This is a genomic window from Kribbella endophytica, assembly GCF_054781295.1.
In genome coordinates, this window is sequence record NZ_BAAGUR010000001.1 from 63,931 (window position 1) to 88,482 (window position 24,552).

The 24,552-nt window shown below is 68.4% G+C and carries 34 protein-coding genes; 5 read left to right on the top strand and 29 right to left on the bottom strand.

The window, feature by feature from the left end; translation table 11 throughout:
- Nucleotides 1-13 precede the first annotated feature (13 nt).
- Genes glmM through rplM form a run of 3 tightly spaced genes read right to left on the bottom strand, consistent with a single transcriptional unit; the run spans nt 14 to nt 2,369 of the window.
- The gene (glmM, locus tag ACYVIO_RS00295; protein ID WP_460648603.1) at nt 14-1,360 is read right to left on the bottom strand and encodes a phosphoglucosamine mutase; all 1,347 of its coding nucleotides are present in this window, start codon (nt 1,358-1,360) and stop codon (nt 14-16) included.
- Nucleotides 1,361-1,367: 7 nt separating this feature from the next.
- A complete protein-coding gene (gene rpsI / locus ACYVIO_RS00300) occupies nt 1,368-1,889 on the bottom strand; it encodes a 30S ribosomal protein S9 (protein ID WP_460648604.1) in 522 nt (173 codons plus the stop codon).
- A 36-nt stretch (nt 1,890-1,925) separates the two neighbouring features.
- Nucleotides 1,926-2,369 (bottom strand): 50S ribosomal protein L13, encoded by a 444-nt coding sequence (gene rplM / locus ACYVIO_RS00305; RefSeq protein WP_344181488.1) that lies wholly within the window; start codon nt 2,367-2,369, stop codon nt 1,926-1,928.
- 280 nt (nt 2,370-2,649) lie between these two features.
- Here rplM and ACYVIO_RS00310 point away from each other — a divergent pair, with 280 nt between their 5' ends.
- The gene (locus ACYVIO_RS00310; protein ID WP_460648605.1) at nt 2,650-3,936 is read left to right on the top strand and encodes a citrate synthase; all 1,287 of its coding nucleotides are present in this window, start codon (nt 2,650-2,652) and stop codon (nt 3,934-3,936) included.
- A gap of 173 nt (nt 3,937-4,109) precedes the next feature.
- Here the strand turns inward: ACYVIO_RS00310 and ACYVIO_RS00315 are convergent, their stop codons facing one another.
- Entirely contained in the window at nt 4,110-4,565 is a 456-nt protein-coding gene (locus ACYVIO_RS00315; protein WP_460648606.1) for a nuclear transport factor 2 family protein, read from the bottom strand.
- 124 nt (nt 4,566-4,689) lie between these two features.
- Here ACYVIO_RS00315 and ACYVIO_RS00320 point away from each other — a divergent pair, with 124 nt between their 5' ends.
- Together ACYVIO_RS00320 and ACYVIO_RS00325 are read left to right on the top strand one after the other, a co-directional pair.
- Entirely contained in the window at nt 4,690-5,238 is a 549-nt protein-coding gene (locus ACYVIO_RS00320) for a TetR/AcrR family transcriptional regulator (RefSeq protein ID WP_460648607.1), read from the top strand.
- Nucleotides 5,239-5,273: 35 nt separating this feature from the next.
- Nucleotides 5,274-6,269, top strand: a complete 996-nt coding sequence (locus ACYVIO_RS00325) for a glycoside hydrolase family 18 protein (RefSeq protein ID WP_460648608.1) — start codon at nt 5,274-5,276, stop codon at nt 6,267-6,269.
- On the opposite strand, the gene ACYVIO_RS00330 is transcribed toward ACYVIO_RS00325, so the two are convergent.
- Nucleotides 6,266-7,948, bottom strand: a complete 1,683-nt coding sequence (locus ACYVIO_RS00330) for an ABC-F family ATP-binding cassette domain-containing protein (protein WP_460648609.1) — start codon at nt 7,946-7,948, stop codon at nt 6,266-6,268. The two genes, ACYVIO_RS00325 and ACYVIO_RS00330, sit on opposite strands and share 4 nt — an antisense overlap.
- A 139-nt stretch (nt 7,949-8,087) precedes the next feature.
- Here ACYVIO_RS00330 and ACYVIO_RS00335 point away from each other — a divergent pair, with 139 nt between their 5' ends.
- Nucleotides 8,088-9,263: a hypothetical protein gene (locus ACYVIO_RS00335; protein WP_460648610.1), complete on the top strand. Its 1,176-nt coding sequence runs from the start codon at nt 8,088-8,090 to the stop codon at nt 9,261-9,263.
- Between the two features lies 1 nt (nt 9,264).
- Here ACYVIO_RS00335 and ACYVIO_RS00340 read toward each other — a convergent pair whose 3' ends face one another.
- The 12 genes from ACYVIO_RS00340 to ACYVIO_RS00395 form a co-directional block, all read right to left on the bottom strand.
- Nucleotides 9,265-10,029 (bottom strand): hypothetical protein, encoded by a 765-nt coding sequence (locus ACYVIO_RS00340; protein WP_460648611.1) that lies wholly within the window; start codon nt 10,027-10,029, stop codon nt 9,265-9,267.
- Complete coding sequence (locus tag ACYVIO_RS00345) at nt 10,022-10,552, bottom strand: SigE family RNA polymerase sigma factor (protein WP_460648612.1); 531 nt, start codon at nt 10,550-10,552, stop codon at nt 10,022-10,024. Before ACYVIO_RS00345 ends, ACYVIO_RS00340 begins: the two co-directional genes overlap by 8 nt.
- Before the next feature lie 4 nt (nt 10,553-10,556).
- A complete protein-coding gene (locus ACYVIO_RS00350; RefSeq protein ID WP_460648613.1) occupies nt 10,557-11,180 on the bottom strand; it encodes a class I SAM-dependent methyltransferase in 624 nt (207 codons plus the stop codon).
- Entirely contained in the window at nt 11,173-11,985 is an 813-nt protein-coding gene (truA, locus tag ACYVIO_RS00355) for a tRNA pseudouridine(38-40) synthase TruA (RefSeq protein ID WP_460648614.1), read from the bottom strand. Before truA ends, ACYVIO_RS00350 begins: the two co-directional genes overlap by 8 nt.
- Before the next feature lie 67 nt (nt 11,986-12,052).
- A complete protein-coding gene (gene rplQ, locus ACYVIO_RS00360; protein WP_460648615.1) occupies nt 12,053-12,754 on the bottom strand; it encodes a 50S ribosomal protein L17, sunset domain variant in 702 nt (233 codons plus the stop codon).
- A 67-nt stretch (nt 12,755-12,821) separates the two neighbouring features.
- Nucleotides 12,822-13,847: a DNA-directed RNA polymerase subunit alpha gene (locus ACYVIO_RS00365; protein WP_012923657.1), complete on the bottom strand. Its 1,026-nt coding sequence runs from the start codon at nt 13,845-13,847 to the stop codon at nt 12,822-12,824.
- A gap of 103 nt (nt 13,848-13,950) precedes the next feature.
- Nucleotides 13,951-14,559, bottom strand: coding sequence for a 30S ribosomal protein S4 (gene rpsD / locus ACYVIO_RS00370; protein WP_184798727.1), 609 nt, complete (start codon nt 14,557-14,559; stop codon nt 13,951-13,953).
- 24 nt (nt 14,560-14,583) lie between these two features.
- Nucleotides 14,584-14,991, bottom strand: coding sequence for a 30S ribosomal protein S11 (gene rpsK, locus ACYVIO_RS00375; RefSeq protein WP_012923659.1), 408 nt, complete (start codon nt 14,989-14,991; stop codon nt 14,584-14,586).
- A gap of 38 nt (nt 14,992-15,029) precedes the next feature.
- Nucleotides 15,030-15,401: a 30S ribosomal protein S13 gene (gene rpsM, locus ACYVIO_RS00380; protein WP_184798729.1), complete on the bottom strand. Its 372-nt coding sequence runs from the start codon at nt 15,399-15,401 to the stop codon at nt 15,030-15,032.
- 198 nt (nt 15,402-15,599) lie between these two features.
- A complete protein-coding gene (gene rpmJ, locus ACYVIO_RS00385; RefSeq protein WP_008361054.1) occupies nt 15,600-15,713 on the bottom strand; it encodes a 50S ribosomal protein L36 in 114 nt (37 codons plus the stop codon).
- A gap of 30 nt (nt 15,714-15,743) precedes the next feature.
- A complete protein-coding gene (gene infA, locus ACYVIO_RS00390; RefSeq protein WP_012923661.1) occupies nt 15,744-15,965 on the bottom strand; it encodes a translation initiation factor IF-1 in 222 nt (73 codons plus the stop codon).
- A gap of 147 nt (nt 15,966-16,112) precedes the next feature.
- Nucleotides 16,113-16,445 (bottom strand): winged helix-turn-helix transcriptional regulator, encoded by a 333-nt coding sequence (locus tag ACYVIO_RS00395; protein WP_460648616.1) that lies wholly within the window; start codon nt 16,443-16,445, stop codon nt 16,113-16,115.
- 80 nt (nt 16,446-16,525) lie between these two features.
- Between ACYVIO_RS00395 and ACYVIO_RS00400 the strand changes: the two genes are divergently transcribed.
- Nucleotides 16,526-17,392, top strand: a complete 867-nt coding sequence (locus ACYVIO_RS00400; RefSeq protein ID WP_460648617.1) for an NAD(P)-dependent oxidoreductase — start codon at nt 16,526-16,528, stop codon at nt 17,390-17,392.
- Here the strand turns inward: ACYVIO_RS00400 and ACYVIO_RS00405 are convergent.
- From ACYVIO_RS00405 to ACYVIO_RS00460, 12 genes are all read right to left on the bottom strand, one after another.
- Nucleotides 17,376-18,176, bottom strand: coding sequence for a hypothetical protein (locus ACYVIO_RS00405; protein WP_460648618.1), 801 nt, complete (start codon nt 18,174-18,176; stop codon nt 17,376-17,378). The genes ACYVIO_RS00400 and ACYVIO_RS00405 overlap by 17 nt on opposite strands.
- Nucleotides 18,173-18,625, bottom strand: a complete 453-nt coding sequence (locus tag ACYVIO_RS00410; RefSeq protein ID WP_460648619.1) for a DUF1707 SHOCT-like domain-containing protein — start codon at nt 18,623-18,625, stop codon at nt 18,173-18,175. Before ACYVIO_RS00410 ends, ACYVIO_RS00405 begins: the two co-directional genes overlap by 4 nt.
- A 100-nt stretch (nt 18,626-18,725) precedes the next feature.
- Entirely contained in the window at nt 18,726-19,550 is an 825-nt protein-coding gene (gene map, locus ACYVIO_RS00415) for a type I methionyl aminopeptidase (RefSeq protein ID WP_460648620.1), read from the bottom strand.
- A gap of 97 nt (nt 19,551-19,647) precedes the next feature.
- Nucleotides 19,648-20,220: an adenylate kinase gene (locus tag ACYVIO_RS00420; RefSeq protein WP_344181519.1), complete on the bottom strand. Its 573-nt coding sequence runs from the start codon at nt 20,218-20,220 to the stop codon at nt 19,648-19,650.
- The gene (secY, locus tag ACYVIO_RS00425) at nt 20,220-21,521 is read right to left on the bottom strand and encodes a preprotein translocase subunit SecY (protein ID WP_460648621.1); all 1,302 of its coding nucleotides are present in this window, start codon (nt 21,519-21,521) and stop codon (nt 20,220-20,222) included. Before secY ends, ACYVIO_RS00420 begins: the two co-directional genes overlap by 1 nt.
- Before the next feature lie 132 nt (nt 21,522-21,653).
- On the bottom strand, nt 21,654-22,094 hold the full coding sequence (rplO, locus tag ACYVIO_RS00430; protein ID WP_460648622.1) for a 50S ribosomal protein L15: 441 nt from the start codon (nt 22,092-22,094) through the stop codon (nt 21,654-21,656).
- A 1-nt stretch (nt 22,095) separates the two neighbouring features.
- Nucleotides 22,096-22,278: a 50S ribosomal protein L30 gene (rpmD, locus tag ACYVIO_RS00435; protein WP_184798746.1), complete on the bottom strand. Its 183-nt coding sequence runs from the start codon at nt 22,276-22,278 to the stop codon at nt 22,096-22,098.
- Nucleotides 22,278-22,877, bottom strand: a complete 600-nt coding sequence (gene rpsE, locus ACYVIO_RS00440) for a 30S ribosomal protein S5 (RefSeq protein WP_184798748.1) — start codon at nt 22,875-22,877, stop codon at nt 22,278-22,280. Before rpsE ends, rpmD begins: the two co-directional genes overlap by 1 nt.
- A 31-nt stretch (nt 22,878-22,908) precedes the next feature.
- The gene (gene rplR / locus ACYVIO_RS00445; protein ID WP_460648623.1) at nt 22,909-23,292 is read right to left on the bottom strand and encodes a 50S ribosomal protein L18; all 384 of its coding nucleotides are present in this window, start codon (nt 23,290-23,292) and stop codon (nt 22,909-22,911) included.
- Between the two features lie 2 nt (nt 23,293-23,294).
- Nucleotides 23,295-23,837 carry a 50S ribosomal protein L6 gene (gene rplF, locus ACYVIO_RS00450; protein ID WP_460648624.1) on the bottom strand — a complete coding sequence of 181 codons (543 nt, stop codon included), beginning with the start codon at nt 23,835-23,837 and terminating at the stop codon, nt 23,295-23,297.
- A gap of 27 nt (nt 23,838-23,864) precedes the next feature.
- Entirely contained in the window at nt 23,865-24,272 is a 408-nt protein-coding gene (gene rpsH / locus ACYVIO_RS00455; RefSeq protein ID WP_077019240.1) for a 30S ribosomal protein S8, read from the bottom strand.
- A gap of 94 nt (nt 24,273-24,366) precedes the next feature.
- Entirely contained in the window at nt 24,367-24,552 is a 186-nt protein-coding gene (locus ACYVIO_RS00460; RefSeq protein WP_012923674.1) for a type Z 30S ribosomal protein S14, read from the bottom strand.

A 24,552-nucleotide genomic window follows, 5' to 3' on the forward strand; every position in this document is an offset into this window, starting at 1 on the left:
CGTCCCATCGTGCTCAGAGCTTCAGTGCGCCCGCGACGACGTCGGCCAGCGAGTGCGCCACGTCGTGAGCGGTGTCCGAGGACTCGGCCTCGACCATCACCCGGACGAGCGGCTCGGTGCCGGACGGCCGAAGCAGGACGCGGCCCGTGTCGCCAAGACGCCGAGTGGCCTCCGTGACGGCGGACTGGACGGCCGGATCGGTCCCGGCGCGGGTCTTGTCGACGTTCGGGACGTTGACCAGGACCTGCGGCAGCCGCGTCATCACGGCGGCCAGGTCACGCAACGACTTGCCGGTCGAGGCGATGCGCGCGAGCAGCATGACGGCGGTCAGCGTGCCGTCGCCGGTGGTGGCGTGGTCGGACAGGATCACGTGCCCGGACTGCTCACCACCGAGCTTGTGGCCGCCGGCCTTCATCGCCTCCAGCACGTACCGGTCGCCGACCTTGGTCTGCTCGACCGCGATCTGCTCCCGGACCATCGCCTGGACGAAGCCGAGGTTGCTCATCACGGTCGCCACGACGGTGTCGTTGGACAACCGCCCGCTGTCGCGCATCGCGAGCGCCAGGACGGCGAGGATCTGGTCGCCGTCGACGAACTCACCGGTGTCGTCGATCGCCAGGCACCGGTCGGCGTCGCCGTCGAGCGCGATGCCGAGATCGGCGCCGTGCCCGATCACCTCGCGGCGCAGCCCCTCCATGTGGGTGGAGCCGCACTCGAGGTTGATGTTCAGGCCGTCCGGGCTGGCGGCGTACGTGATCACCTCGGCGCCGAGGCGGCGCAGTGCTTCCGGTGCCGTCAGGGACGCGGCACCGTTCGCGCAGTCGATCACGACCTTGAGGCCGTCGAACCGGTTGGGCGCGGACCGGACCAGGTGCGCGACGTACGTCTCGAACCCCTGGCCGTCGTCGAGCACCCGCCCGACGGCCTTGCCGGTCGGGCGCTGCCACTCCTCGCCCATCCGGGCTTCGATGGCGTCCTCGATCGGGTCGTCGAGCTTGATCCCGCCGCGGGCCAGGAACTTGATGCCGTTGTCCGGCATCGGGTTGTGGCTGGCCGACAACATCACACCGAGATCGGCACCGGTCGAACCGGTCAGGTACGCGACCGCGGGGGTCGGCAGTACGCCGAGCTTGAAGACGTCGACGCCGGCGCTGGCCAGACCGGCCACGACGGCGGCTTCCAGGAACTCACCACTGGCACGCGGATCCCGGCCCACAACGGCGCGTGGCCGGTGCCCTTCGAAGGCACCGGCCTCGCCGAGTACGTGAGCGGCGGCGACCGAGAGGTCGAGCGCCAGCTCCGCGGTCAGGTCCACGTTCGCCAGGCCACGGACGCCGTCCGTGCCGAACAAACGCGCCATCAGGTGATCAGCGCTTGCTGTACTGCGGAGCCTTACGGGCCTTCTTGAGACCAGCCTTCTTGCGCTCCTTGATCCGCGCGTCGCGGCTGAGCAGACCGGCCTTCTTCAGACCCGGACGGTTCGCCTCCTCGTCGGCGGCGTTCAGGCAGCGGGCGATGCCGAGCTGCAGGGCACCGGCCTGGCCGGTGATGCCACCGCCGTTGATCCGGGCGATCACGTCGTAGGAGCCCTCGAGACCGGCGACCACGAACGGCTCGTTCACGTGCTGCTGGTGAACCTTGTTCGGGAAGTACACGTCGATCGGCTTGCCGTTGACGGTGATGTTGCCCGTGCCGGGGATGAGGCGGACGCGAGCGACGGCCTCCTTGCGGCGACCGGTCGCGCCGGCCGGGTTGATCACCGCGACGCGGCCGGACTCGGCGCGCTGCTCCGGGCTCGGGTTCGTCTCGGAGGTGTACGCGACCGGGCCCTCGGTGTCGATGGGGACCTCGATGTCGTTCTCGGTCTCGGTGGTGGTGACGTCGCTCACGCTGGAAATCCTCGTTTACCTGGCTCGTCGATCGCTCTACTGGGCGATCTGGGTGATCTCGAACGGCTTCGCCTGCTGGGCCGCGTGCGGGTGCTCCGGACCGGCGTACACCTTCAGCTTGGTGAGCAGCTTCCGGCTCAGGCGGTTCTTCGGCAGCATGCCCCAGACAGCCTTCTCGACGGCCTTACGGGGGTCCTTGTCCAGGATCTCGCCGATCGGCGTGGCCGTCAGACCACCCGGGTGACCCGAGTGACGGTAGGCCAGCTTGTCCGTCCGCTTGCTGCCGGACAGGGCGATCTTGGACGCGTTGACGACGACGACGAAGTCGCCACCGTCGACGTGCGGGGCGAAGGTCGGCTTGTGCTTGCCACGCAGAAGAATTGCGATCTGGACGGCGAGCCGACCGAGCGTGACGTCGGTGGCGTCGATCACGTGCCACTCACGGGTGACGTCAGCAGGCTTCGGGCTGTACGTGCGCACGGTCGTTGACCTTCGTTTCTCAGAGGTTGACAAAAATAGGACGTCGGCGAGCGGTATCACCGAGGACCGGTGCAGACCTGGAACGCACAACAGCAGCCCAGAATACCGGCGGGGACACGTCGGGGTCAAAGTGAGCGTGAACGGCCCGGGGACCCCGGGTTGGAACCGAACTCCGACCGCACTAGTTTAGCGGTGAAGAACAGAAGTCCGAACCGCGTCCCGCCGCTGACGATCACCCTCACTGGCACCGGCGATGACGCCAGCTTCCGAAGAGGGCACCGTGACCGAACAGTCGCTCACCGTCCGGGACAACCGGACCGGCAAGGACTACGACCTTGCCATCACCGACGGCACCATCCGTGCCGCAGATCTCAAGCAGATCAGCGCTACCGACGGAGACGGTGGCCTGGCCACCTACGACCCCGGCTTCGTCAACACCGCCTCGACCCGTTCCTCGGTCACCTTCATCGACGGTGACAAGGGGATCCTGGAGTACCGCGGCTACCCGATCGAGCAGCTCGCCGAGCAGTCGAACTACCTCGAGGTCGCCTACCTGCTGGTCAACGGCAAGCTGCCGAACAAGGCCGAGTACGAGGGCTGGGCGCACGACGTGACGTATCACACGTTCGTGCACGAGAACCTGAAGACCTTCATGCAGGGCTTCCGGTACGACGCCCACCCGATGGGCATGCTGCTGGCCTCGGTCGGCGCGCTGTCGACGTTCTACCCCGAGTCGCGGGAGATCTTCGACGAGGAGTCGCGGGCGCTGCAGATCCGCCGGCTGATCGCGAAGATGCCGACGCTCGGCGCGTTCGCCTACCGCCACGCGCAGGGCAAGCCGTACGTCTACCCCGACAACGAGCTCAGCTACGCGGCGAACTTCCTGTCGATGCTGTTCAAGATGAGCGAGCCCAAGTACGCCGCCGACGACCGCCTGGTGCGCGCGCTGGAGATCCTGTTCATCCTGCACGCCGACCACGAGCAGAACGCCTCCACCAACGCGGTGCGCGCGATCGGCTCGACCCAGGTCGACCCGTACAGCGCCGTCACCGGCGGCATCGCCGCCCTCTACGGCCCGCTGCACGGTGGCGCCAACGAGGCCGTGCTGAAGATGCTGCGCCGGATCGGCAGCGTCGACAACGTGCCGTCGTTCATCGAGGGCGTGAAGAACGGCGAAGAGCGGCTGATGGGCTTCGGCCACCGGGTCTACAAGAACTACGACCCGCGCGCCAAGATCATCAAGAAGGCCGCCGACGACGTGTTCGAGGTGACGGGGATCAACCCGCTGCTGAAGATCGCCGTCGAGCTGGAGAAGATCGCGCTGGAGGACGAGTACTTCGTCTCCCGCAAGCTCTACCCGAACGTGGACTTCTACTCCGGCCTGATCTACGAGGCCCTGCAGTTCCCGCCGGAGATGTTCACCGTGCTGTTCGCCATCCCGCGCACCTCGGGCTGGCTGGCCCAGTGGCTGGAGAGCCTCGGCGACAGCGACCAGAAGATCGCCCGCCCGAAGCAGATCTACACCGGCGCCCGCGGCATCGACTACGTACCGATGGGCGACCGCTAGTACTTGCCCAAAGCAACAAAGGCCCCCACGGGATCCCGTGGGGGCCTTTCGCGTGTGAACACCGCGAAGACTCGTGCCGTGGTGCCGCTGAAAGGACTGCGGGGTTGAGGAATTGGGACGGCCCCGGCCCGGCATGGTTGCCGCGGACCGGGGCCGTTCTGCGCTTCTGCCGACTACGACGCAGCCACCGGGCCGCGCGGTTCCCGGGCCACCTCGAAGAGTTCGTCCAGCGTTCCCCGGGCCCGGGCCATCGCGACGTGGTCGATGTAATCGCGCGACTCGACGATCAGGCCGTCGCGGACCCGCAGGACGAACACGCACGGCGCGCTGAACGGCGTACCGGCCGCACCCGTCCCGGCGTACTCGAACTCCGCGACGACCACCTCGGGGTCGGTCGTCTCGTGGATCCGGACGTTCTCCGGCCGGTAGCTGGCCAACCCCGCGACGCGCGGCGCGTTGCGGCCGAAGTGCTCGGCCAGCGCCTCCCGGCTGAGCAGCGGGTGGTCGCCGCCGGGTGCCATCGGGTGCCGGACGTCGGTCTGTTCGGCGTACAGGGCGGGCAGTGCGTCGAAGTCGCGGTCGGCCACGCCGTGGACCAGGCGCAGGAAGACCTCACTGGGTGTCGTCATGTTCCCCTCCTCCTCGATATAAACGAAGTGATGACTCCGAATATATGGAGTCTGAACTTCGGTTACAACCGAATGGGCTCGGCGAGCGTCTCCTACGCTGTGCGGGACGAAGGAGGGTGGGCGGGTGCGAGCTGACGCGCGGGACAACCGCGAGCGGATCCTGACGGCGGCCGAGCAGGTGTTCGGGCGGTCGACGGCCGCCTCGACCGACGACGTGGCGAAGCTGGCGGGGGTCGGCATCGCGACCGTCTTCCGGCACTTCCCGACCAAGGTGGAGCTGCTGGAGGCGGTGCTGACGCTGCGGCTGCAGCGGCTGCGCGACACGGCCCGGGAGCTGTCCGGCGCGGGCAACCCCGGTACGGCGTTCTACGAGTTCTTCAACCAGGTGGTCGCCGAGGCGGGCTCCAAGCTGGCGATCGCCGAGGCGCTGGTCGCGGCCGGCAGCGCGCCTGGTGAGCACGCCCGGCAGGCCGGAGCAGAGATGCGCCAGGCCTTCGGTGAGCTGCTCATCAGGGCTCAGCGCAGCGGAGCGGTCCGCGCCGACGCCCAGTTCCCCGAGGTGTACGCCCTGCTGGTCGGAGCGTCCCGTGGTGCGACGGCGACCGGTCTGGACCTGGAGGTCCGCGACCGCATGCTCTCCGTCCTGTACGACGGGCTGCGGCCGCGCCGGTGAGGAAGCGGTGGAGGCGCTGGTCACGCCGGCGCCGGGTGATCACCGTCCTGCTGCTGGTCCTCCTGCTGGCGATCCCAGTACCTCTCGGGGCGTACGCCGTGTCGCTCCGACTCGACTACACCGGCGACCCGTCGCCGCAGGCTCTAACCCGCGGCCGGGACGCGCTCTGGCTCGGCCATGCCTGGGTGGACGGCCGCAAGACCGCGGCTGACGTCACCGCCTTGGCCAAACGACTCTCCACGACCGGTGTGCGCGACCTGTACGTCCACGCTGGCCCGCTGGAGCACGACGGCAGCCTGCCGCTGGCGGAGGTCTCCCCCAAGGCCCGCTGGTTCACCGACGCCATGCACAAGGCTGCACCCGGCGTACGGGTGCAGGCCTGGCTGGGCGACGTCGTACAGCCCGCCAAGAACCCCGGCATGGACCTGGACGATCAGGCCGTCCGCGACCGTGTGACCGCGTCGTCGGAGGCTGTGCTCGACCAGGGCTTCGACGGGATCCACTTCGACTTCGAGCCAGTCCACTCCGGGTCCGCGGGCTTCCTCGCCGTACTGGACCAGGTCCACAAGCTCACCGCCTCCCGCAACGTCCCGCTGTCGGTCGCTGCCGCTCAGATCGACCCGCTCTGGTCCCTGAACTCGGTCGCCCTGGCCATCGCCGACGAGGGCAAGTGGTGGTCCCAGGACTACTTCGCCGAGGTGGCCCGCCGGGTCGAGCAGATCGCGGTGATGTCCTACGACACCGCCATGCCCCTGGAGTCCCTGTACGGCGGCTACGTCGCCAAACAGACCCGGCTGGCCCTGGAGGTCACCCCCGACCGTGTAGACCTCCTGATGGGCCTTCCGGCGTACTGGGAGAACAACCCCAGCCACTGGGGCAAGGCCGAAACCGTCGAGGCCGCGGTCCGAGGCGCCCGTCTAGGCCTGGGGACCTCCACCAAGTACAACTTCGGCCTGGCGATCTACGTCGACTTCACCGCCACCGACGCCCACTGGAACGCCTACACAACCGGCTGGATCGGCAAGCCCTAGCGAGCGCGCTCTACCCGGCCCTCGTCCCAGACCGGCTCGGTGGACTCGTAGACCGAGCCGTCGGAGCCGAAGACCAGGTAGCGGTCGAAGTCACGGGCGAACCAGCGGTCGTGGGTGACGGCCAGGACCGTGCCGTCGAAGGAGTCCAGCCCCTCCTCCAGCGCCTCGGCCGACTCGACGTCGAGGTTGTCGGTGGGCTCGTCGAGCAGCAGCAGCGTCGCGCCGGACAGCTCGAGCAGCAGGATCTGGAACCGGGCCTGCTGACCACCGGACAGGCTGTCGAACGACTGCTCGGCGGCGTGCGCCAGCTCGTACCGGTCCAGCTTCCGCGACGCCAGTTCGCGGCCCATGCCGTCCCGGTGCTCGTCACCGCGGTGCAGGATCTCCAGCAGCGTCCGGCCGGCCAGCTCCGGGTGCTCGTGGGTCTGCGCGAACCAGCCGGGGCGCACGCGCGCACCGAGCTTGGCGCCGCCGGTGTGCGCGACCGACGGGATCTCCACCTCGCCGACCGGCTGGTGCTCGACGTCCGGGTCGGAGCCGCCGTTGGCCAGCAGGCGCAGGAAGTGCGACTTGCCGGAGCCGTTGGAGCCCAGCACGGCCACGCGTTCGCCGTACCAGACCTCCAGATCGAACGGCTTCATCAGACCGGTCAGCTCGAGCCCGGTGGTCACGACGGCACGCTTGCCCGTCCGGCCACCGGTGAGCCGCATGCTGACCTTCTGCTCGCGCGGGATCGCCTGCGGCGGACCGGCCTCCTCGAACTTGGCCAGCCGGGTCTGCGCCGCCTTGTAGCGCGACGCGAGGCCGTCGTTGTACGCCGCCTTGGTCTTGTACATCAGCACCAGTGCCTTGAGCTTCGCGTGCTCCTCGTCCCAGCGGCGGCGCAGCTCCTCCAGCCGCTCGAACCGGTGCTTGCGGGCCTCGTGGTAGGTCTTGAAGCCGCTGCCGTGCGTCCAGATCGTGTTGCCGGCCGCACCGAGCTCGACGGTGACGATCCGGGTCGCCGTGTTGGCCAGCAGCTCCCGGTCGTGGCTGATGTAGAGCACGGTCTTGGTGGTCGCGTTGAGCTGCTCCTCGAGCCAGCGCTTGCCCGGTACGTCGAGGTAGTTGTCCGGCTCGTCCAGCATCAGCACCTCGTCCGGGCCGCGCAGCAGCGCCTCCAGCACGAGCCGCTTCTGCTCACCGCCGGACAGCGTCTTGACCTCACGCCAGCGGCAGTTGTCGAACGGGATGCCGAGCGCGGCCGTCGTACAGACGTCCCAGAGCACCTCGGCGTCGTACCCGCCGACCTCGCCCCAGTCCGAGACAGCCTGGGCGTAGCGCAGCTGGGTCTTCTCGTCGTCGGCCTCCATCATCTTCAGCTCGGCCTCGTCGAGCTTGGCCGCGGCGGTCCGGATCGCGTCCGGCGCGACGCTGAGCAGCAGGTCGCGCACGGTCGAGGTGTCCCGCACCGAGCCGACGAACTGGCGCATCACGCCGAGCCCGCCGGAGCGCGCGATGCTGCCGCTGTGCGGTTTCAGGTCGCCCGCGATGATCTTGGTCAGCGTCGTCTTGCCGGACCCGTTCGCACCGACCAGCGCGACCTTGGCGCCGTCGCCGACCCGGAACGTGATGTCGTCCAGCAGCACCCGCCCGTCCGGCAGCTCGAACCCGATCCCAGCGACGTCCACGTGACCCATGCCCACAGTCTGACGGGCCGGTCGCTCGGACAGCGAACGGTTATCGCCTGCCGCCGGCCGGACGACCCTCCCGGACGGAATGATCTGCTGCGCCTGAGGTGAGCGACGGCCCTGCAGATCGAGTCCATGAGGAGCCCCGGTGAACGACGTACCGCAGCGCGGACCGGAGATTCTGCCCGGCACGTGGGAGCACGAGTGGATGACGCGAGTGGTCCGCGCGGTCGAGCAGCGGGCCGGCCGGTCGTCGCAGTGGAACGGCAAGCTGTACGAGGAGCAGTCGCCGGGTGGCGGCCGGATGGATCGCGACGGCAGCATGTCCGTCCATCGCGCCGCTGTGCTCGAGCCGGCCAGGGTCGCCGTCGCCACCACCGATCAGCTCCCGTCCGCGCAGGCCTCCGCCGCCGGGAACGCTGCCGCGCTCGGGGTGCACCTGGCCCACCTCTCGCTGTCCACGCCGGGTGACGACAGGCTGCCGGGCGCGACGGAGCTCGGGTCGCTCGAGGACGTGGCGCTCGACCAGGCGCTCGCCGACCGGTGGACGCAGCACCACGCCGACGAAGCGCTGTACGAGGAGATCGGGATCGGGTGGAACCAGGCGGTGCCCAGCGCCGTGGCACCGCGCTCGCCGGCGTACACGACGGCCACTGACACGATGATGTACAGCCTGTCCGGCCACAGCGGCGTACCGGTGGCCGAGTTGCGCGCGACGCTCGAGACGACCGGCCGCGCGCAGCGCCTCACCGCGATCGCCGACCGGATCATCGACCACAAACTCGAGGGCTTGATGCCGGAGGCGCACCGGGCAGAGGTCCGGGAGGCAGTGTCAGGGCCGGTACGGCGGGAGCTGCGCGGCCTGACCATGACCGAGCTCAGCGCGCGCACCCACCCCGGCGCCAAGAGCAACTGGGGGCACGAGTCCGCGCAGCTGGCGATGACGGAGCTCGAGGCGAATCTCGAGGACATCGAGTCGCACTACCGGGGGTGGCAGGATGAGCACCCCGGCACCGAGCCGCCCAGGATGCCGGTCGAGCTCCAGGACGCCTTCCGCGATCGCCAGGAGGAGGTGCGGGAGATCTGGGCCGACCGAGGGTGGCCGGCCCAGGAGCCGGTCCAGGGCTACGAGGACAACGCCGACCTGCCGAACCAGGCGTACCCGTCGCCGCGCGAGCAGGAGGTGGCCGACCTGCAGAAGTTCATGTGGTCCCACACCGCGCCCGGACCGCAGACGAAAGCCGCCGCGACCACGGGTGAGCGGGCCGCCGGGCTCGCGCAGCAGCTCGGCTCACGCCGGGACCAGGGCCGCGGCGTGGACTGAGTCACCAGCCCTTGAGGTGGTCCAGGTAGATCCCGCCGGCCGGGCGCACCGACCCGGTCATGAACAGCTTGAGCGGTGCGGCGAACAGCCCGTACGTCGTACTGCCGTTGAGGAATCCGGCCGTCGCGCACCCGTCGTACTGGACCCAGATCTCGCGGATGCCTTGCGCGGTGGTGAACCGCAGCACGATGGCCTCCGACGGGCGGGCCGCCTCGGGCGTGCACTTGAAGGCCGGCAGCGCCGGGTTACGTTCGGGCAGGACCTTGATCGCGTTGACGACCTGCTGGGCCACGTTGTCGGTGAAGCTCGCGGAGCCGAGCAGCTCCTGGTTGCCCGGGGTCAGCCGGTAGCGGCAGGCCTCCAAGCTGGTCACGGGGACAGTCAGGTCGAGACCAGTGGCAGCTGAAGGACCCGTGTCCCCGCTGTAGATGGCCGGCTTGGGAAGACAGCCCGTGGCCGTGTCCTTCTGCGGCTGCTGCTCCCCGGTGTACTCGGGAGCGTCCGCCGGGCCCTCGGCACTGCCTGCGCTGTTGGACGCCACCGGCGACGGCGAACCGATCACGGCCCACACCCCGCCACCGATCACCGCCACAGCGAGTACCGCCGCCGCGGCACCCAGCAGGTTCGTCCGGCGCTGCCGGACCCGGTACCGCGCCTTGGCAGCCATCCCCCGGCCCTGCGACCCGAACGAGGTGTCGGCCTTGGTCTTGAACGCGTCAGCCACGGCAGGGCCGAGCTCCTGCTCCTGGTCGTCGTACTCAGGCATCGTCGGCTCCTTCCTTGGTCAGCGTCTTCTTCAGTACGGCGAGCGCCCGGTGCACGTGCGACCGGGCCGTCGCCTCCGCGCAGTGCAGGAGCACGCCGATCTCGGCGTACGACAGCTCCTCGTAGAAGCGCAGCACCACCGCGGCCCGCTGCCGGTCCGGCAGGGTCTTGCAGAGCTCCCAGACCGCCTCGGCCTGCGCGCGGTCCGCCGTACCGTCAGGTGCCGCGGACGACCGGTCCGGCTCCGGAACCGGCGCCTCCCGCCGGCGAAAGCGCCGCCACCAGGAGATGTGCGCGTTGACCACCATCCGCTTGACGTACGCCTCGGGGTCGTCGGCCCGGCTGACCCGGCCCCAGCGCGCGCAGGCCGTCGTCAGCGCGTCCTGGACGGCGTCCTCGGCCAGCACCTTGTCACCGGTCAGCACGTAGGCGAACCGCAGCAGCGCGTCGGCCCGCTCGCCGACGAAGGTCTCGAAGTCGAGTGCGGGCGCGCTGGTCATCGGTTCGGCCAAGGCTGCCTCCATACCCTCAGGACGGCGATCCGCCCGGGTTCGTTGCAGCAGTCGCCCGCAGGATCCGAAAACCCTTGGCGCTGGCCACCCGGTCGCACGGGTAGCCCTGCTCGGTCAGCCAGCGCTGCAGCGAGTCGCCGCCCAGGTTCTTGCCGACCACCATCCAGCCCACTCCCCCGGGCTTCAGCCGGCCGTACCAGCGCAGCAGCATCTTGTGCAGCTCCGGCTTGCCGATGTGGATCGCCGGGTTGGACCACAGCTCGTCGAACACCACGTCGTCCGGTACGTCGTCAGGCTGCACCGCGTGCACCCGCTCAGCGACGCCCGCGGCCGTCGCGTTGAGCCCGGTCAGCTCCAGCGCCCGGTTGTTCACGTCGACCGCCCAGACGACTGCCTCCGGGACCTCCACGGCCAGCGCGCACGCGATCGGCCCGTAGCCGGTGCCGAGGTCGAGAATCGTCCGCGGACCCGCCACGGGCCGCACCTCGCGCAGCAGGATCGACGTACCGAGATCCAACCGGTCCCGGGAGAAGACTCCGCTCGCGGTGGTGAACTCATAGTCCCGGTCCCAGATCCGGGCTTGCACAGTACGCCGTACGTCGGCCGAGGTCGGGTCCTCCGAGAAGAAGTGGTCAGTCACGCCGGTACACCTCTCCACGGACCTGTCGGGTCTCCACGGCTCGCGCAGCCACCTGATCGTCCGCCGGGTAGCGCACTTCCTCCAGCGTCAGGCCGTGCGCCGGCAGGACCGTCACCGCCGAGTTGCGGACCCGCGCCGCGAGCACGCTGGCAGGCCAGTCGGCCTCCCGGCGTCCGTCGCCGACCGGGACGACCGAGCCCACCAGCGCCCGCACCATCGAGTGGCAGAACGCGTCAGCGATCACCGTGGCCTCCACGCGTCCCGGCGCGACCCTCGCCCAGGTGAACTCGCGCAGCGCCCGGACCGTGCTCGCGCCCTCGCGCCTGCGGCAGAAGGCGGCGAAGTCGTGCTCACCGAGCAGCTTCTGGGCGGCGTCGTTCATCCGGTCGACGTCCAGGGCAAGGCCGACCCGCAGGACCTCCTGCCGGCGGAGAGGATCCCAGCCGACCGAGTCGTCGCAGATCCGGTACACGTACCGGCGGAAGAGCGCCGAGAATCTGGCGTCGAAGCCTTCCGGAGCCTCCACGACCGAGATCACCCAGACGTCCTCGGGCAGCACGCCGTTGAGCCGGCGATGCAGCTCCCGGGCGGTCATCGAGGTGTCCAGGTCCACGTGGGCCACCTGGCCCCGGGCGTGGACCCCGGTGTCGGTCCTGCCCGCACAGGTCACGGTCGGGGCGAGCTCGATCCGCAGGATCGTCCGGAGGGCTTCCTCGAAGTCGCCCTGCACGGTCCTGAGCCCGGCCTGCTTGGCCCAGCCGTGGAATCCCGTCCCGTCGTATCTCAGGTCTATCCGCCAACGCACAGGGCAATCTAACGCAACAGCGCCCCCACACCCTGACGGGTGTGGGGGCGCTGTGACGTACTGGGTGTTACTTGTCCTCGGTCTCGCCGGCCTTCGTGAAGCCGGCGGCCGCGGCCGCCTCCTCGGTGGCGAACCAGACCTCAGCCTCGGTCTGGTCGTACCACGGGGAGTCGGTGGTGTGGAACTTCATCGAGTTCTCGTTGCCCTTGATGTCGAAGCCCTCGGGCGCCGAGCCGTCGGCCAGCGGAGCGGCCGAACCCTCGTACTTGGCGGCGACGACGTCCTGGACCTTCTCGTCCTTGGCCTCGTCGGCAACCGGCGCGTCGTCGGCCTTGGCGGCCGCCTTCTTCGCGGTGGCCTTCTTCGCCGGAGCCTTCTTGGCGGCCGCCTTCTTCGCCTTCGGCGAGTCCGCCAGCGCCTCGACCAGCTCGATCTTCACCATGGGGGCGTTGTCGCCCTTGCGGGGGCCGAGCTTGATGATCCGGGTGTAGCCGCCCGGACGGTCGGCGTACCGCTCACCGATCTCGGTGAACAGCACGTGCACGACGCTCTTGTCCTTGATCCGCTTCATCACCTGACGGCGCGAGTTCAGGTCGCCGCGCTTGGCCTTGGTGATGAACGACTCGGCCAGCGGCTGCAGGCGCTTGGCCTTCGTCGCGGTCGTGGTGATCGCGCCGTGCTCGAACAGCGACGTCGCGAGGTTGCTGAGGATCAGCTTCTCGTGCGCCGGGCTGCCGCCGAGGCGGGATCCCTTGGTGGGGGTAGGCATTGTCCAACTCCAGAAATCTCAGGCCCGGGTGCGGACCTTGGGAACAGGCCGTGAGGCCTTCGAAAGGTCAGTACTGCTCGGTCTCGGCGAAGCTCTCGTCCTCGTCCTCGGCGTCGTCACCGTAGGCCTCGGCAGCGGCGCGCAGGTCGAAGCCGGGAGGCGAGTCCTTCAGCGACAGGCCCATCTCGGCCAGCTTCAGCTTGACCTCGTCGATCGACTTGGAGCCGAAGTTGCGGATGTCCAGCAGGTCCTGCTCGCTGCGCGAGATCAGCTCACCCACGGTGTGGATGCCCTCGCGCTTGAGGCAGTTGTAGGACCGGACGGTCAGCTGCAGGTCCTCGACCGGCAGCGCCAGGTCGGCGGCCATCTGCTCGTCGACCGGCGACGGGCCGATGTCGATGCCCTCGGCCTCGACGTTCAGCTCACGGGCCAGACCGAACAGCTCGACCAGGGTCTTACCGGCCGACGCGACGGCGTCGCGGGGCAGCATCGACGGCTTGGTCTCGACGTCGACCACGAGACGGTCGAAGTCGGTGCGCTGCTCGACACGGGTCGCCTCGACCTTGTAGGTCACCTTGAGGACCGGCGAGTAGATCGAGTCGACCGGCATCCGGCCGATCTCGGCGTCGGCGGACTTGTTCTGGATCGCGGACACGTAACCGCGGCCCCGCTCGACGACCAGCTCCATCTCGAGCCGGCCCTTCTCGTTCAGGGTGGCGATCTTCAGGTCCGGGTTGTGCACCTCGACACCGGCCGGCGGCGCGATGTCGGCGGCGGTGACGTCACCGGGGCCCTGCTTGCGCAGGTACATGGTGACCGGCTCGTCGTGCTCGGAGGAGACGACCAGGTCCTTGAGGTTCAGGATCAGCTGGGTGGCGTCTTCCTTGACACCGGCGACCGTCGAGAACTCGTGCAGCACGCCGTCGACCTTGATGCTGGTCACGGCGGCGCCCGGGATGGACGACAGCAGGGTGCGGCGGATGGAGTTGCCGAGGGTGTAGCCGAAGCCCGGCTCCAGCGGCTCGATCACGAACCGCGAGCGGTGCTCGCCGACGACCTCTTCGGTCAGGGTGGGACGCTGTGCGATCAGCACGTTTGCTACTTCCTTCTTCTGTCGCGACGACCACTATTTGAGGTCGCGAGGTGAAGAACGACCGGACCCGCCGGCGGCCCGGAGGCCACCGGCGGGTGCCGGATCAGTTCTTCGAGTAGAGCTCGACGATCAGGTGCTCTGCGACCTGGGTGTCGATCTGTGCCCGGGTGGGCAGCTGGTGCACGAGGATCCGCAGCCGCTCCGGCAGGGCCTCGAGCCATGCCGGGACGACCCGCTCCGAGTGCGTCTCCCGCGCGATGATGAACGGGGTCATCTCGTTCGACTTCGCACGGACGTCGATCACGTCGTGGGCCGCAACGCGGTACGACGGGATGTTCACCTTGATGCCGTTCACGGTGAAGTGACCGTGCACGACGAGCTGACGGGCCTGACGACGCGTCCGGGCCAGACCGGCGCGGTACACGACGTTGTCGAGGCGGGACTCGAGGATGATCAGCAGGTTGTCACCGGTCTTACCCGGACGCCGCGAGGCCTCCTTGTAGTACAGGCTGAACTGCTTCTCGAGCACGCCGTAGGCGTAACGGGCCTTCTGCTTCTCACGGAGCTGAAGCAGGTACTCGCTCTCCTTGGGACGGCCGCGGCCGTGCATACCCGGCGGGTACGGACGACGCTCGAACGCCTTGTCGCCACCGACGAGGTCGACCCCGAGACGGCGCGACTTCTTGGTCATGGGTCCGGTGTAACGGGCCATTTTCGCTGCCTACCTTTCCTGGGATCAGACCCGGCGCCGCTTGGGAGGGCGGCAGCCGTTGTGGGCGGTCGGGGTGACGTCCTGGATGGTGCCGACCTCGAGGCCGACCGCACCCAGCGAACGAATCGCGGTCTCACGGCCGGAGCCGGGACCCTTCACGAAGACGTCGATCTTGCGCATGCCGTGCTCCATCGCCCGGCGCCCGGCGGCCTCGGCGGCCATCTGCGCGGCGAACGGGGTCGACTTGCGCGAACCCTTGAAGCCGACGGTGCCCGCGGAAGCCCACGAGATGACCGCGCCGGTCGGGTCGGTGATCGTCACGATCGTGTTGTTGAACGTGCTCTTGATGTGCGCGTGGCCGGCGGCCACGTTCTTCTTCTCCTTGCGGCGCACCTTCTTCGCGCCGGCCGCGGTGCGGCTCTTGGGAGGCATAAGTCAGTTGCTCCTGGGGTGGTCGACGGTCATCCGGGTCACTTCTTCTTCTTGCCGGCGATCGCCTTCTTGCGACCCTTCCGGCTACGGGCGTTGGTCCGCGTGCGCTGACCACGCACCGGCAGGCCGCTGCGGTGCCGGCGACCCTGGTACGACCCGATCTCGATCTTGCGGCGGATGTCCGCGGTCACCTCGCGACGGAGGTCACCTTCGATCTTGTAGTTGCCTTCGATCCAGTCCCGGAGCTTGACCAGTTCCTCGTCGCCCAGTTCGTGGACGCGCTTGTCACCGGAGATGCCGGTGGCTTCGAGCGTCTTCAGGGCGCGAGTACGACCTACACCGAAGATGTAGGTGAGTGCGACCTCGATGCGCTTGTCGCGCGGGAGGTCGACGCCAACGAGGCGTGCCATGTGGCGGTGTTCCTTTCGTCGGCAGAGGTGTGGGGGCGCGCCGCGTCCTTGCCCGCCTCGGTGTTGTTTCTGCTTTTGCGAGCAGAACACCGGCAAGGCCCCGGCCTCTGTTCCGGGGGCAACGTCCAGCCTGTTGCTGTGCTGGACGAGCGTGCGCGCTGTGGTGCGAAAGTGCCGTGGTGCGAGGTGAGGCTTGGATCAGCCCTGCCGCTGCTTGTGCCGCGGGTTCTCGCAGATCACCATGACCCGGCCGTGACGGCGGATCACTTTGCACTTGTCGCAGATCTTCTTGACGCTCGGATTGACCTTCATCGAGCTTCTTTCTTCGACAGGTGGCTGTGGTTACTTGTACCGGTAGACGATCCGACCCCTGGTGAGGTCGTACGGCGACAGCTCCACGACGACCCGGTCCTCGGGGAGGATCCGGATGTAGTGCTGCCTCATCTTGCCGCTGATGTGCGCGAGCACCTTGTGCCCGTTGGACAGCTCAACACGGAACATCGCGTTCGGCAAAGCCTCGACGATGGTGCCCTCGAGTTCGATGACTCCCTCTTTTTTGGGCATGTCCTCGCACTTCTGTAGACGACGTACTGAATGATTGGTGGTGCATGATCGCTGGGCCCGGAACGAGCGTTGGGCATAGCAACCAGAGGCTACAAAGAGCCAAGGGAAGAGTCTACGCCACCTACCGGTGAGAAACCCAATCGGGGCTCAGCGGGTGCACTCCAGCTCGGTCAGGTGCTCGGCACCCCAGGCGTCCAGCGGGGCCAGCGCGGCGTTCAGGGACTCCCCCAGCGGCGTCAGCGAGTACTCCACCTTGGGCGGCACCTGGTGGTAGACCTCCCGGTGCACGATCTCCCGGGACTCCAGCTCACGGAGCTGCTGGATCAGCATCTTCTCGCTCACCCCGGAGACCTCCTTGCGCAGCTCGGAGAACCGTCGGGGCCCGTGACTGAGCGCCCACAGGATGCGCGGCTTCCACTTCCCGCCGATCACGTCGGCGGCGGCGTCCAGGCCACAGGTGTACGGCGTCGGTCCGGCCATCTGATACTTACCTTTCGGTGAGTACCTGACTAATTAGTCGGTACTTGTCCACTCTACAGTCAAGGCGCCAGCCTGGACCCATGAAGACACCCGTGACCGTTCTCGGCCTCGGCGCGATGGGTACGGCCCTCGCCCGGGCCTTCACCGCCGCCGGCCACCCGACCACCGTCTGGAACCGCACCCCGGGCCGCGCGCCCGACCTCACCGGCGTCACCCGCGCGCAGACCGTCGCCGACGCCGTCAGCAGCAGCTCGTTGATCGTCGTCTGCCTGCTCGACGACGCCTCGGTCCAGGAGGCCCTGGCCCCGGCTGCGACCGAGTTCTCCGGCCGCACGCTGGTCAACCTCACCAACGGCACTCCCGCCCACGCCCGTCGTACCGCCGACTGGGCGACGCAGCAGGGCGCGGACTACCTGGACGGCGGCATCATGGCCGTGCCCGCGATGATCGGCGGCCCGGCCGCGTTCATCCTCTACAGCGGGTCCGAAGCCGCCTTCGAGAAGCACGGCGCAGCCCTCTCGACAGTGGCCCGGCCCCAGTTCGTCGGGACCGACCCGGGCCTCGCCGCGCTGCAGGACCTCGCACTGCTGAGCGGCATGTACGGCATGTTCGCGGGCGCCGCCCAGGCCCTCGCGCTGATCTCCAGCGAGAAGATCTCCCCGACCGCCTTCACCAACGAGCTCCTGGTCCCCTGGCTGACCGCGATGCTCAGCAGCGTTCCGGAGATGGCCAAGGACCTCGAGTACGGCGCCGAGCCCGGCGCTGCCGGTTCCAACCTGGAGATGCAGGCGGCCGGCTTCGTCAACCTGCTCGACGCGGCGCGCGCCCAGGGCGTCGACCCGAGTCTGCTGGTACCGATGGGCGAACTGCTCGACCGCGCCGTACGGGAAGGCCACGGCGACGAGGACTTCGGCGTCACCGTCAGGCTGCTCAGGACTGCTGGGTAGCCGCCCACTGCTCGCCGGTCTGCCACACGTGCTCGGGGATCAGCGCGAGCAGGTCGCAGGCGGCGTCCAGGTGGGCCAGTACGACCGAGGCCTCCCGGTACGCCGGGAAGATCGCGACGAACCGCCGGCCCTCGCAGCTGAAGCCGAACGGCGGCACCTGACCGAGTACGTCGACCGCCCGCCGGTGCAGCACTTCCAGCGCCAGATCCTCACGACCGTTGAACAGGCAGTACTTCTCCGGCAACCCGTCGACCGTCAGCTTCAGCGGCACCAAGCTGGCTGCGGCGACGGGCGCCAGCGAGGTGGGCAGCAACTGCATCGGCGGCAGTGGCCGGTCGACCTCCAGGTCCAGGAAGTCGAAGCCGAGCTGGCGACGCCGTACCTTGTGCCGGAACCGACCGGCGATCAGCTCACGGCCACGATGCCGGCCGGTCGTCACGTCGTACACCTCCGCCGCCGGATCGACGTCGAACGGCGGGAACGGCCAGCGGTCGACCAGGTCGGGATCGCCGGCGCTGACCTGCCAGCCGAGCTGCCGGGCCATGTCGGACCAGGCCCGGCGCTGACGGTTCTCGGAGATGCGGAACGCCGCGGTCAGCGCGACCAGCACCAGGAACCACGCGAGCACGAGCCAACCGACCCACCGCGGCTCCACCAGCAGGCCGACGACGACCAACGGGATCGCGACCAGGAACCACGCCACGTAGACCAGTGCGGAGCCCTGGCGCAGCTGCCAGGCCCAGTCCGGGCGCAGCCGCGACCCCTCGGCGCCGGTCTCGGTCACCGATGCTTTCCGAAGTGACCCATGCCCATCAGGGCCCACGGGATCAGCAGCCAGACCGGCCAGAAGTGCGGCCAGTGGCCACCGTTGGCGACACCGATGACGAACCAGATCATCACGTTGATCACGACGACGCCGGTGAAGCCGCCGAGCAGCCCCTGCAGGTTGCGCTGCGGCTGGTTCTCCTTCTTGCGTTCCGGGAAGGTGCCGGGCTCCGGGGTGGGCTGCACGTTCTGCACCACCGCGGGCGTCTGGTACGTCCGGACCGGCGGCAGGTCGCGCACCAGCGGCTCGAGCTCGCCGTAGGTCTGCGCGCCGTACAGGTCGTCGAGCCGTCGGCTGAACTCCGGCTGGTCCAGCCGCCCGTCCGCGAAGGCGTCACGCAACCGGCCGGCGATCTTGTCGCGATCGGCCTCGGTGAAGCGCTGGTGGGGCTGGTACGAGCTGGGCATGCCCCCAGTGTGCCTCAGCGCGGGACCGCGCGGCGTCCCCCGATGGGTTGACCCGCGCGTCCGCCGTACGGCTGCCCCGAAGTCTGCCCGGGCGAGCAGGTCAGTCGGCCAGCGGGCCGAAGGTCACACCGAGCTCGGCCAGCTTGGCCTCGCCACCGTCGAGCGCGGTCAGCACCCACGGGCCCTGCGGGGTCAGCGTGAACGTGTGCTCGGTGTGCGCGGCCACGGTCCCGTCGTCGGTGACGACCGTCCAGTCGTCCTCGAGCGTGTGGTTGTCCTGCTTGCCCAGCGTGATCATCGGCTCGACCGCCAGCGCCAGACCCTCGACCAGCTTGGGCCCCTTGCCCGCCTTGCCGAAGTTCGGCACGTTCGGCGGCTGGTGCATCGCCGACCCGATCCCGTGCCCGACGAAGTCCTCGACGATCCCGTACGACGAGTTGGCGCGCACGTGCGCCTCGACGGCGGCCGAGATGTCGGTCAGCCGGCCACCGAGCTTGGCGGCCGCGAAGCCGCGCCACATCGACTCCTCGCAGATCCGGGCCAGCTCGAGCAGCTCGTCGGACGCCGTACCGACGCCGACCGAGATCGCCGCGTCGCCGTGCCAGCCGTCGACGATCGCACCGCAGTCGATCGAGATCAGGTCGCCGTCGGCCAGCACCCGGTCACCGGGGATGCCGTGCACGATCTCGTCGTTCACCGAGGCGCAGATCGACCCGGTGAAGCCGTGGTAGCCCAGGAACGACGGCGTCGCGCCGGAGGACCGGATGTGGTCCTCCGCGATCGCGTCGAGCTCACCGGTGGTGATGCCGGGCTTCACCGCGGCCCGGAGCAGCTCCAGCGTGCGGCCGACCACCAGGCCGGCCTTGCGCATGGCCAGGATCTGCTCGCGGGTCTTGATCTCGATCCCGCGGTCCTTGAAGATCATCTGCTCCGTACTCCACTTCTGTGGCAGCCCGTGCGGGCCACCTTGGACAGCAAAAAGGTCCGCCCGGCGACGCGTGGTCGCCGGGCGGACCCGGAGTTCATTCGCCGATCGACTTGAGGGCGGCGAGCACGCGCTCGCTGACCTCGTCGATCTCGCCGACGCCGTCCACCTCGACCAGCAGTCCGCGCTGCGCGTACACCTGCAGCAGCGGCTTGGTCTCGGCGGTGTAGACGTCCTGGCGGTGCCGGACGACCTCCTCGGAGTCGTCCGACCGGCCGTCGATCTTGGCCCGCTTGAGCATCCGGTCCACCAGTACGTCGGCGTCGGCGGTCAACGCCACCACCGCGTCCAGCTTGTGGCCGTGCTCGGCCAGGATGTCGTCGAGCGTGCCGACCTGCGGCAGCGTCCGGGGGTAACCGTCCAGGAGGAAGCCCGCGCCGGCGTCCGCTTCGGACAACCGGTCCCGCACCATTGCGTTCGTGACCTCGTCGGGGACGTAGTTGCCCGCGTCCATGTACCGCTTCGCCTCGAGACCCAGCTCGGTCTCGTCCTTCACGTTCTGCCGGAAGATGTCGCCGGTGGAGACTGCCGGGATGTTCAGACGCTCCGCAAGCACCTTTGCCTGCGTGCCCTTGCCCGCCCCGGGCGGACCCATCAGCAACATTCTCATCAGCGCAGGAACCCTTCGTAGTTACGCTGCTGCAGCTGACTCTCGATCTGCTTCACCGTGTCCAGTCCGACGCCGACCATGATCAGGATCGACGTACCACCGAACGGGAAGCTCTGGCTGGCGTTCAAGAGCACCAGTGCGATCAGCGGGATCATCGAGATGATCGCCAGGTAGATCGCGCCGGGCAGCGTGATGCGGGACAGAACGTAGGAGAGGTACTCCTCGGTCGGCCGCCCAGCCCGGATCCCGGGAATGAAGCCGCCGTACTTCTTCATGTTGTCAGCAACTTCCTTCGGGTTGAAGGTAATCGAGACGTAGAAGTACGTGAAAAAGATAATAAGCGCGACGTACGTCACCATGTAGATGGGATGGTCGCCCTTGACGAGGTTGCCCTGGATCCACTGCGCCCACTTCTCGTCCTGCCGGAACTGGCTGACCAGGACGGGCAGGTAGAGCAGGCTGGACGCGAAGATCACCGGGATGACGCCGGCCTGGTTGACCTTCAGCGGGATGTACGTCGAGGTGCCGCCGAACATCTTCCGGCCGACCATGCGCTTGGCGTACTGCACCGGGATCCGGCGCTGCGCCTGCTCGATGAAGATGACCGCGGCCATGATCACCAGGCCGACCGCCAGCACGGCCAGGAACGTCGGGATGCCGTGGCTCTTGCGGATCGCCCAGAGCTGGGTCGGGAAGGTGGCGACGATCTGGGTGAAGATCAGGATCGACATACCGTTGCCGACGCCGCGGTCGGTGATCAGCTCACCGAGCCACATGACCACACCGGTACCGGCGGTCATGGTGAGCACCATGACGACGACCGGGAACCACTTGTCGCTGTGCAGCAGCTGCTCGTTGCACCCGTTGAACAGCCGGCCGGGGGTCCGGGCGAGCGCGACGAACGCGGTCGCCTGCAGGATCGCCAGACCGACGGTCAGGAACCGCGTGTACTGGGTGATCTTGCCCTGTCCCGCCTGGCCTTCCTTCTTCAGCGACTCCAGCCGCGGGATCACCACGGTGAGCAGCTGCAGAATGATGCTGGCGGTGATGTACGGCATGATGCCGAGCGCGAAGATCGCGAGCTGCAGCAGCGCACCGCCGGAGAACAGGTTGATCAGGTTGTACAGGTTCGCGTTCTCACCCTGCTTCGACGCCTGCAGGCAGATGTCCAGCGCCTGGACGTTGACACCGGGCGCCGGCACGACCGAACCGATCCGGAAGATCACGACGATGAAGAGCACGAACAAGATCTTCCGGCGCAGGTCCGGAGTCTTGAACGCGTTGGCAAAGGCGCCTAACACCCTGTCCTCCCACATTTATCCGATGCCCGGTCAGGGCAAGGGCCTAGCAAAGCAGCTGGGCAAGAGACGAACCAGGGCTCGTCCGACGACCAGCGCACAATATCAGCGCTGGCGCCGTACGAGCCCTGGCACTCACACCTCGGTGGTGGTGCCCCCGGCCGCCGCGATCTTCTCCTTGGCGGACTTGGAGAACTTGTTCACCGAAACCTGCAGTGCCACGGTCAGTTCGCCGTCACCCAGCACCTTCACCGGCTGACCACTTCGGACCGCGCCCTTCGCGACGAGATCGGTCACACCGATCTCACCGCCCTCGGGGAACAGCTGTCCGAGCTTCTCCAGGTTAACGACCTGGAACTCCACTCGGTTCCTGCTCTTGAAGCCCTTGAGCTTCGGAAGCCGCATGTGCAGCGGCATCTGGCCACCCTCGAACCACTCGGGGATGTTGTTACGGGCCTTGCTGCCCTTGGTACCGCGGCCGGCCGTCTTGCCCTTGCTGCCCTCACCACGACCCTTGCGGATCTTGGCGGTCTTGGCTCCGGGCGCCGGACGCAGGTGATGAACCTTGAGCGCCATGTCAGTCAACCTCTTCGACGGTGATGAGGTGGCGAACCGTGCGCACCATGCCGCGAACCTCGGGCTTGTCCTCGTGGACGGCGGTGTCGCCGATCCGCTTGACGCCCAGGGTGCGCAGCGTGTCGCGCTGGTTCTGCTTGCCACCGATGCCGGAACGGGTCTGCGTCACCTTCAAGCGTGCCATCAGGATGTCGCCTCCGCCCGCGCCTTCAGCAGTGCCGCCGGAGCGACGTGCTCGACCGGCAGGCCACGGCGCGCGGCCACGGCCTCCGGGGTCTCCAGGGCCTGCAGCGCGGCCACCGTGGCGTGCACCACGTTGATCGCGTTGGAGGAACCCAGCGACTTGCTCAGGATGTCGTGGATCCCCGCGCACTCCAGTACGGCGCGCGCCGAGCCACCCGCGATCACACCGGTACCAGGAGCGGCCGGGCGCAGCATGACCACGCCGGCGGCCTTCTCACCCTGGACCGGGTGCGGGATGGTGCCCTGGATCCTCGGCACCTTGAAGAACGACTTCTTGGCCTCCTCGACACCCTTGGCGATCGCCGCGGGCACCTCCTTGGCCTTGCCGTATCCCACACCGACGGTGCCTTCACCGTCGCCGACGACCACGAGGGCGGTGAAGCTGAAGCGACGACCACCCTTCACGACCTTGGCGACCCGGTTGATGGCTACCACGCGCTCGATGTAGGCGGTCTTGTCAGCTGCCTGACCGCGACCACCGTCGCGGCCACGGCGCTCACCACCGGCGCCGCCTCCGCGACGCTGCTGGCCTCCGCTCATTTCGAACTACCTTCTTCCCTTGTCGCCGTCATCAGAAGCCGAGCCCACCCTCGCGGGCGGCGTCGGCCAGTGCCGCGATGCGGCCGTGGTACTTGTTCCCGGCCCGGTCGAACACGACCGAGTCGATACCGGCGGCCTTGGCGCGGTCGGCGATCAGGCCGCCCACCGTCTTGGCCTTGTCGGTCTTGTTCGCCTCCGCGCCGCGCAGGTCGGACTCCATCGTGGAAGCCGACACCAGCGTCACGCCGGCCACGTCGTCGATGACCTGAGCGAACAGGTGCTTCGAGGACTTGCTGACCACCAGGCGCGGCCGGACGGCCGTGCCGTTGATCTTCTTCCGGACGCGGATCTGACGACGCAGCCGCGAAGCTGTCGTCTTGGCGGCGTGCTTGTTGTGCCGCAAACCGATCGCCATCGTTACTTACCAGCCTTTCCGACCTTGCGGCGGACCTGCTCGCCCGCGTACCGCACACCCTTGCCCTTGTACGGCTCGGGCTTGCGCAGCTTGCGAATGTTCGCGGCGACCTCACCGACGGACTGCTTGTCGATTCCCTGCACCGAGAACTTGGTCGGCGTCTCGACGGCGAAAGTGATGCCGTCGGGCGCGTCCACCGTGATCGTGTGGCTGTAGCCGAGCGAGAACTCCAGCTGGGTCGGTCCCTTGGCCAGGACGCGGTACCCGACGCCGACGATCTCGAGCTTCTTCTCGTAGCCGTCCGTCACGCCGGTCACCAGGTTGGCGATCAGGGTGCGGGACAGGCCGTGCAGTTCCTTGCTCGTGCGCTGGTCGTCCGGACGCGCGACGGCAATGGCGCCGTCCTCGTCCCGGTTGACCACGATGGGCTCAGCCACGACGTGCGAGAGCTGACCCTTGGGACCCTTGACGGTGACCGTCTGGCCGTCGATCGTGACGTCGACGCCGGACGGGACCGAGATCGGGAGCTTACCGATGCGAGACATGAATGTGGTCCTCCTTCCGGTTCTTCGTCACCAGACGTAGGCGAGGACTTCCCCGCCAACGCCCTTGTTCTTGGCCTGACGGTCGGTGAGCAGACCCTGCGACGTCGAGATGATGGCGACGCCCAGGCCTCCCAGCACCTTCGGCAGGTTGGTCGACTTCGCGTAGACCCGCAGTCCCGGCTTGCTGATCCGGCGCACGCCCGCGATGGAGCGCTCCCGGCTCGGCCCGAACTTCAGGTCGACGATCAGGGTCTTGCCGACGGTGCCCTCTTTGGGCTCCTCGACCTGGTAGGAGGAGATGTAACCCTCCTGCTGCAGGATGTCGGCGATGCCCTGCTTGATCTTGCTGTACGGCATCGAGGTCGACTCGTGGTACGCCTGATTGGCGTTGCGCAGACGCGTCAGCATGTCTGCGATCGGGTCGGTCATCGTCATGGCCTGGGGCCTCTTTCCCGCCGTGGTTTCGCCGGACGGCGACCTACGGTGACTAGATGGTGGGTGGAGAAAAGTTCGGTGCTGAAGAGCTCGGTCACCAGCTGGACTTGGTCACGCCGGGCAGCTCGCCCCGGTGCGCCATCTCCCGCAGGCAGATCCGGCACAGGCCGAACTTGCGGAAGACCGCCTTCGGCCGGCCGCACCGCTGGCAGCGCGTGTAGCCACGCACCGCGAACTTCGGCTTCCGGGCCTGCTTGACCTTGAGTGCTGTCTTCGCCAC

Bases quoted from the DNA above. Each gene is read 5' to 3' on its own strand.
- ACYVIO_RS00340 (WP_460648611.1), bottom strand. From the start codon at position 10,029: ATGCCTGAGTACGACGACCAGGAGCAGGAGCTCGGCCCTGCCGTGGCT.
- rpmJ (WP_008361054.1), bottom strand. From the start codon at position 15,713: ATGAAGGTCAATCCGAGCGTCAAGAAGATCTGCGACAAGTGCAAAGTG.
- rpsM (WP_184798729.1), bottom strand. From the start codon at position 15,401: ATGGCACGCCTCGTTGGCGTCGACCTCCCGCGCGACAAGCGCATCGAG.
- ACYVIO_RS00395 (WP_460648616.1), bottom strand. From the start codon at position 16,445: ATGGCCGGACCGACGCCGTACACCTGTGGCCTGGACGCCGCCGCCGAC.
- ACYVIO_RS00410 (WP_460648619.1), bottom strand. From the start codon at position 18,625: ATGCCCAGCTCGTACCAGCCCCACCAGCGCTTCACCGAGGCCGATCGC.
- ACYVIO_RS00315 (WP_460648606.1), bottom strand. From the start codon at position 4,565: ATGACGACACCCAGTGAGGTCTTCCTGCGCCTGGTCCACGGCGTGGCC.
- rpsE (WP_184798748.1), bottom strand. From the start codon at position 22,877: ATGAGCGGAGGCCAGCAGCGTCGCGGAGGCGGCGCCGGTGGTGAGCGC.
- rpmD (WP_184798746.1), bottom strand. From the start codon at position 22,278: ATGGCACGCTTGAAGGTGACGCAGACCCGTTCCGGCATCGGTGGCAAG.
- ACYVIO_RS00330 (WP_460648609.1), bottom strand. From the start codon at position 7,948: ATGGGTCACGTGGACGTCGCTGGGATCGGGTTCGAGCTGCCGGACGGG.
- rplF (WP_460648624.1), bottom strand. From the start codon at position 23,837: ATGTCTCGCATCGGTAAGCTCCCGATCTCGGTCCCGTCCGGCGTCGAC.
- rplQ (WP_460648615.1), bottom strand. From the start codon at position 12,754: ATGCCTACCCCCACCAAGGGATCCCGCCTCGGCGGCAGCCCGGCGCAC.
- ACYVIO_RS00400 (WP_460648617.1), top strand. From the start codon at position 16,526: ATGAAGACACCCGTGACCGTTCTCGGCCTCGGCGCGATGGGTACGGCC.
- rpsK (WP_012923659.1), bottom strand. From the start codon at position 14,991: ATGCCTCCCAAGAGCCGCACCGCGGCCGGCGCGAAGAAGGTGCGCCGC.
- glmM (WP_460648603.1), bottom strand. From the start codon at position 1,360: ATGGCGCGTTTGTTCGGCACGGACGGCGTCCGTGGCCTGGCGAACGTG.
- rplR (WP_460648623.1), bottom strand. From the start codon at position 23,292: ATGGCGATCGGTTTGCGGCACAACAAGCACGCCGCCAAGACGACAGCT.
- infA (WP_012923661.1), bottom strand. From the start codon at position 15,965: ATGCCCAAAAAAGAGGGAGTCATCGAACTCGAGGGCACCATCGTCGAG.
- map (WP_460648620.1), bottom strand. From the start codon at position 19,550: ATGATCTTCAAGGACCGCGGGATCGAGATCAAGACCCGCGAGCAGATC.
- rplO (WP_460648622.1), bottom strand. From the start codon at position 22,094: ATGGCGCTCAAGGTTCATCACCTGCGTCCGGCGCCCGGAGCCAAGACC.
- ACYVIO_RS00345 (WP_460648612.1), bottom strand. From the start codon at position 10,552: ATGGAGGCAGCCTTGGCCGAACCGATGACCAGCGCGCCCGCACTCGAC.
- rpsD (WP_184798727.1), bottom strand. From the start codon at position 14,559: ATGGCCCGTTACACCGGACCCATGACCAAGAAGTCGCGCCGTCTCGGG.
- rpsH (WP_077019240.1), bottom strand. From the start codon at position 24,272: ATGACGATGACCGACCCGATCGCAGACATGCTGACGCGTCTGCGCAAC.
- ACYVIO_RS00420 (WP_344181519.1), bottom strand. From the start codon at position 20,220: ATGAGAATGTTGCTGATGGGTCCGCCCGGGGCGGGCAAGGGCACGCAG.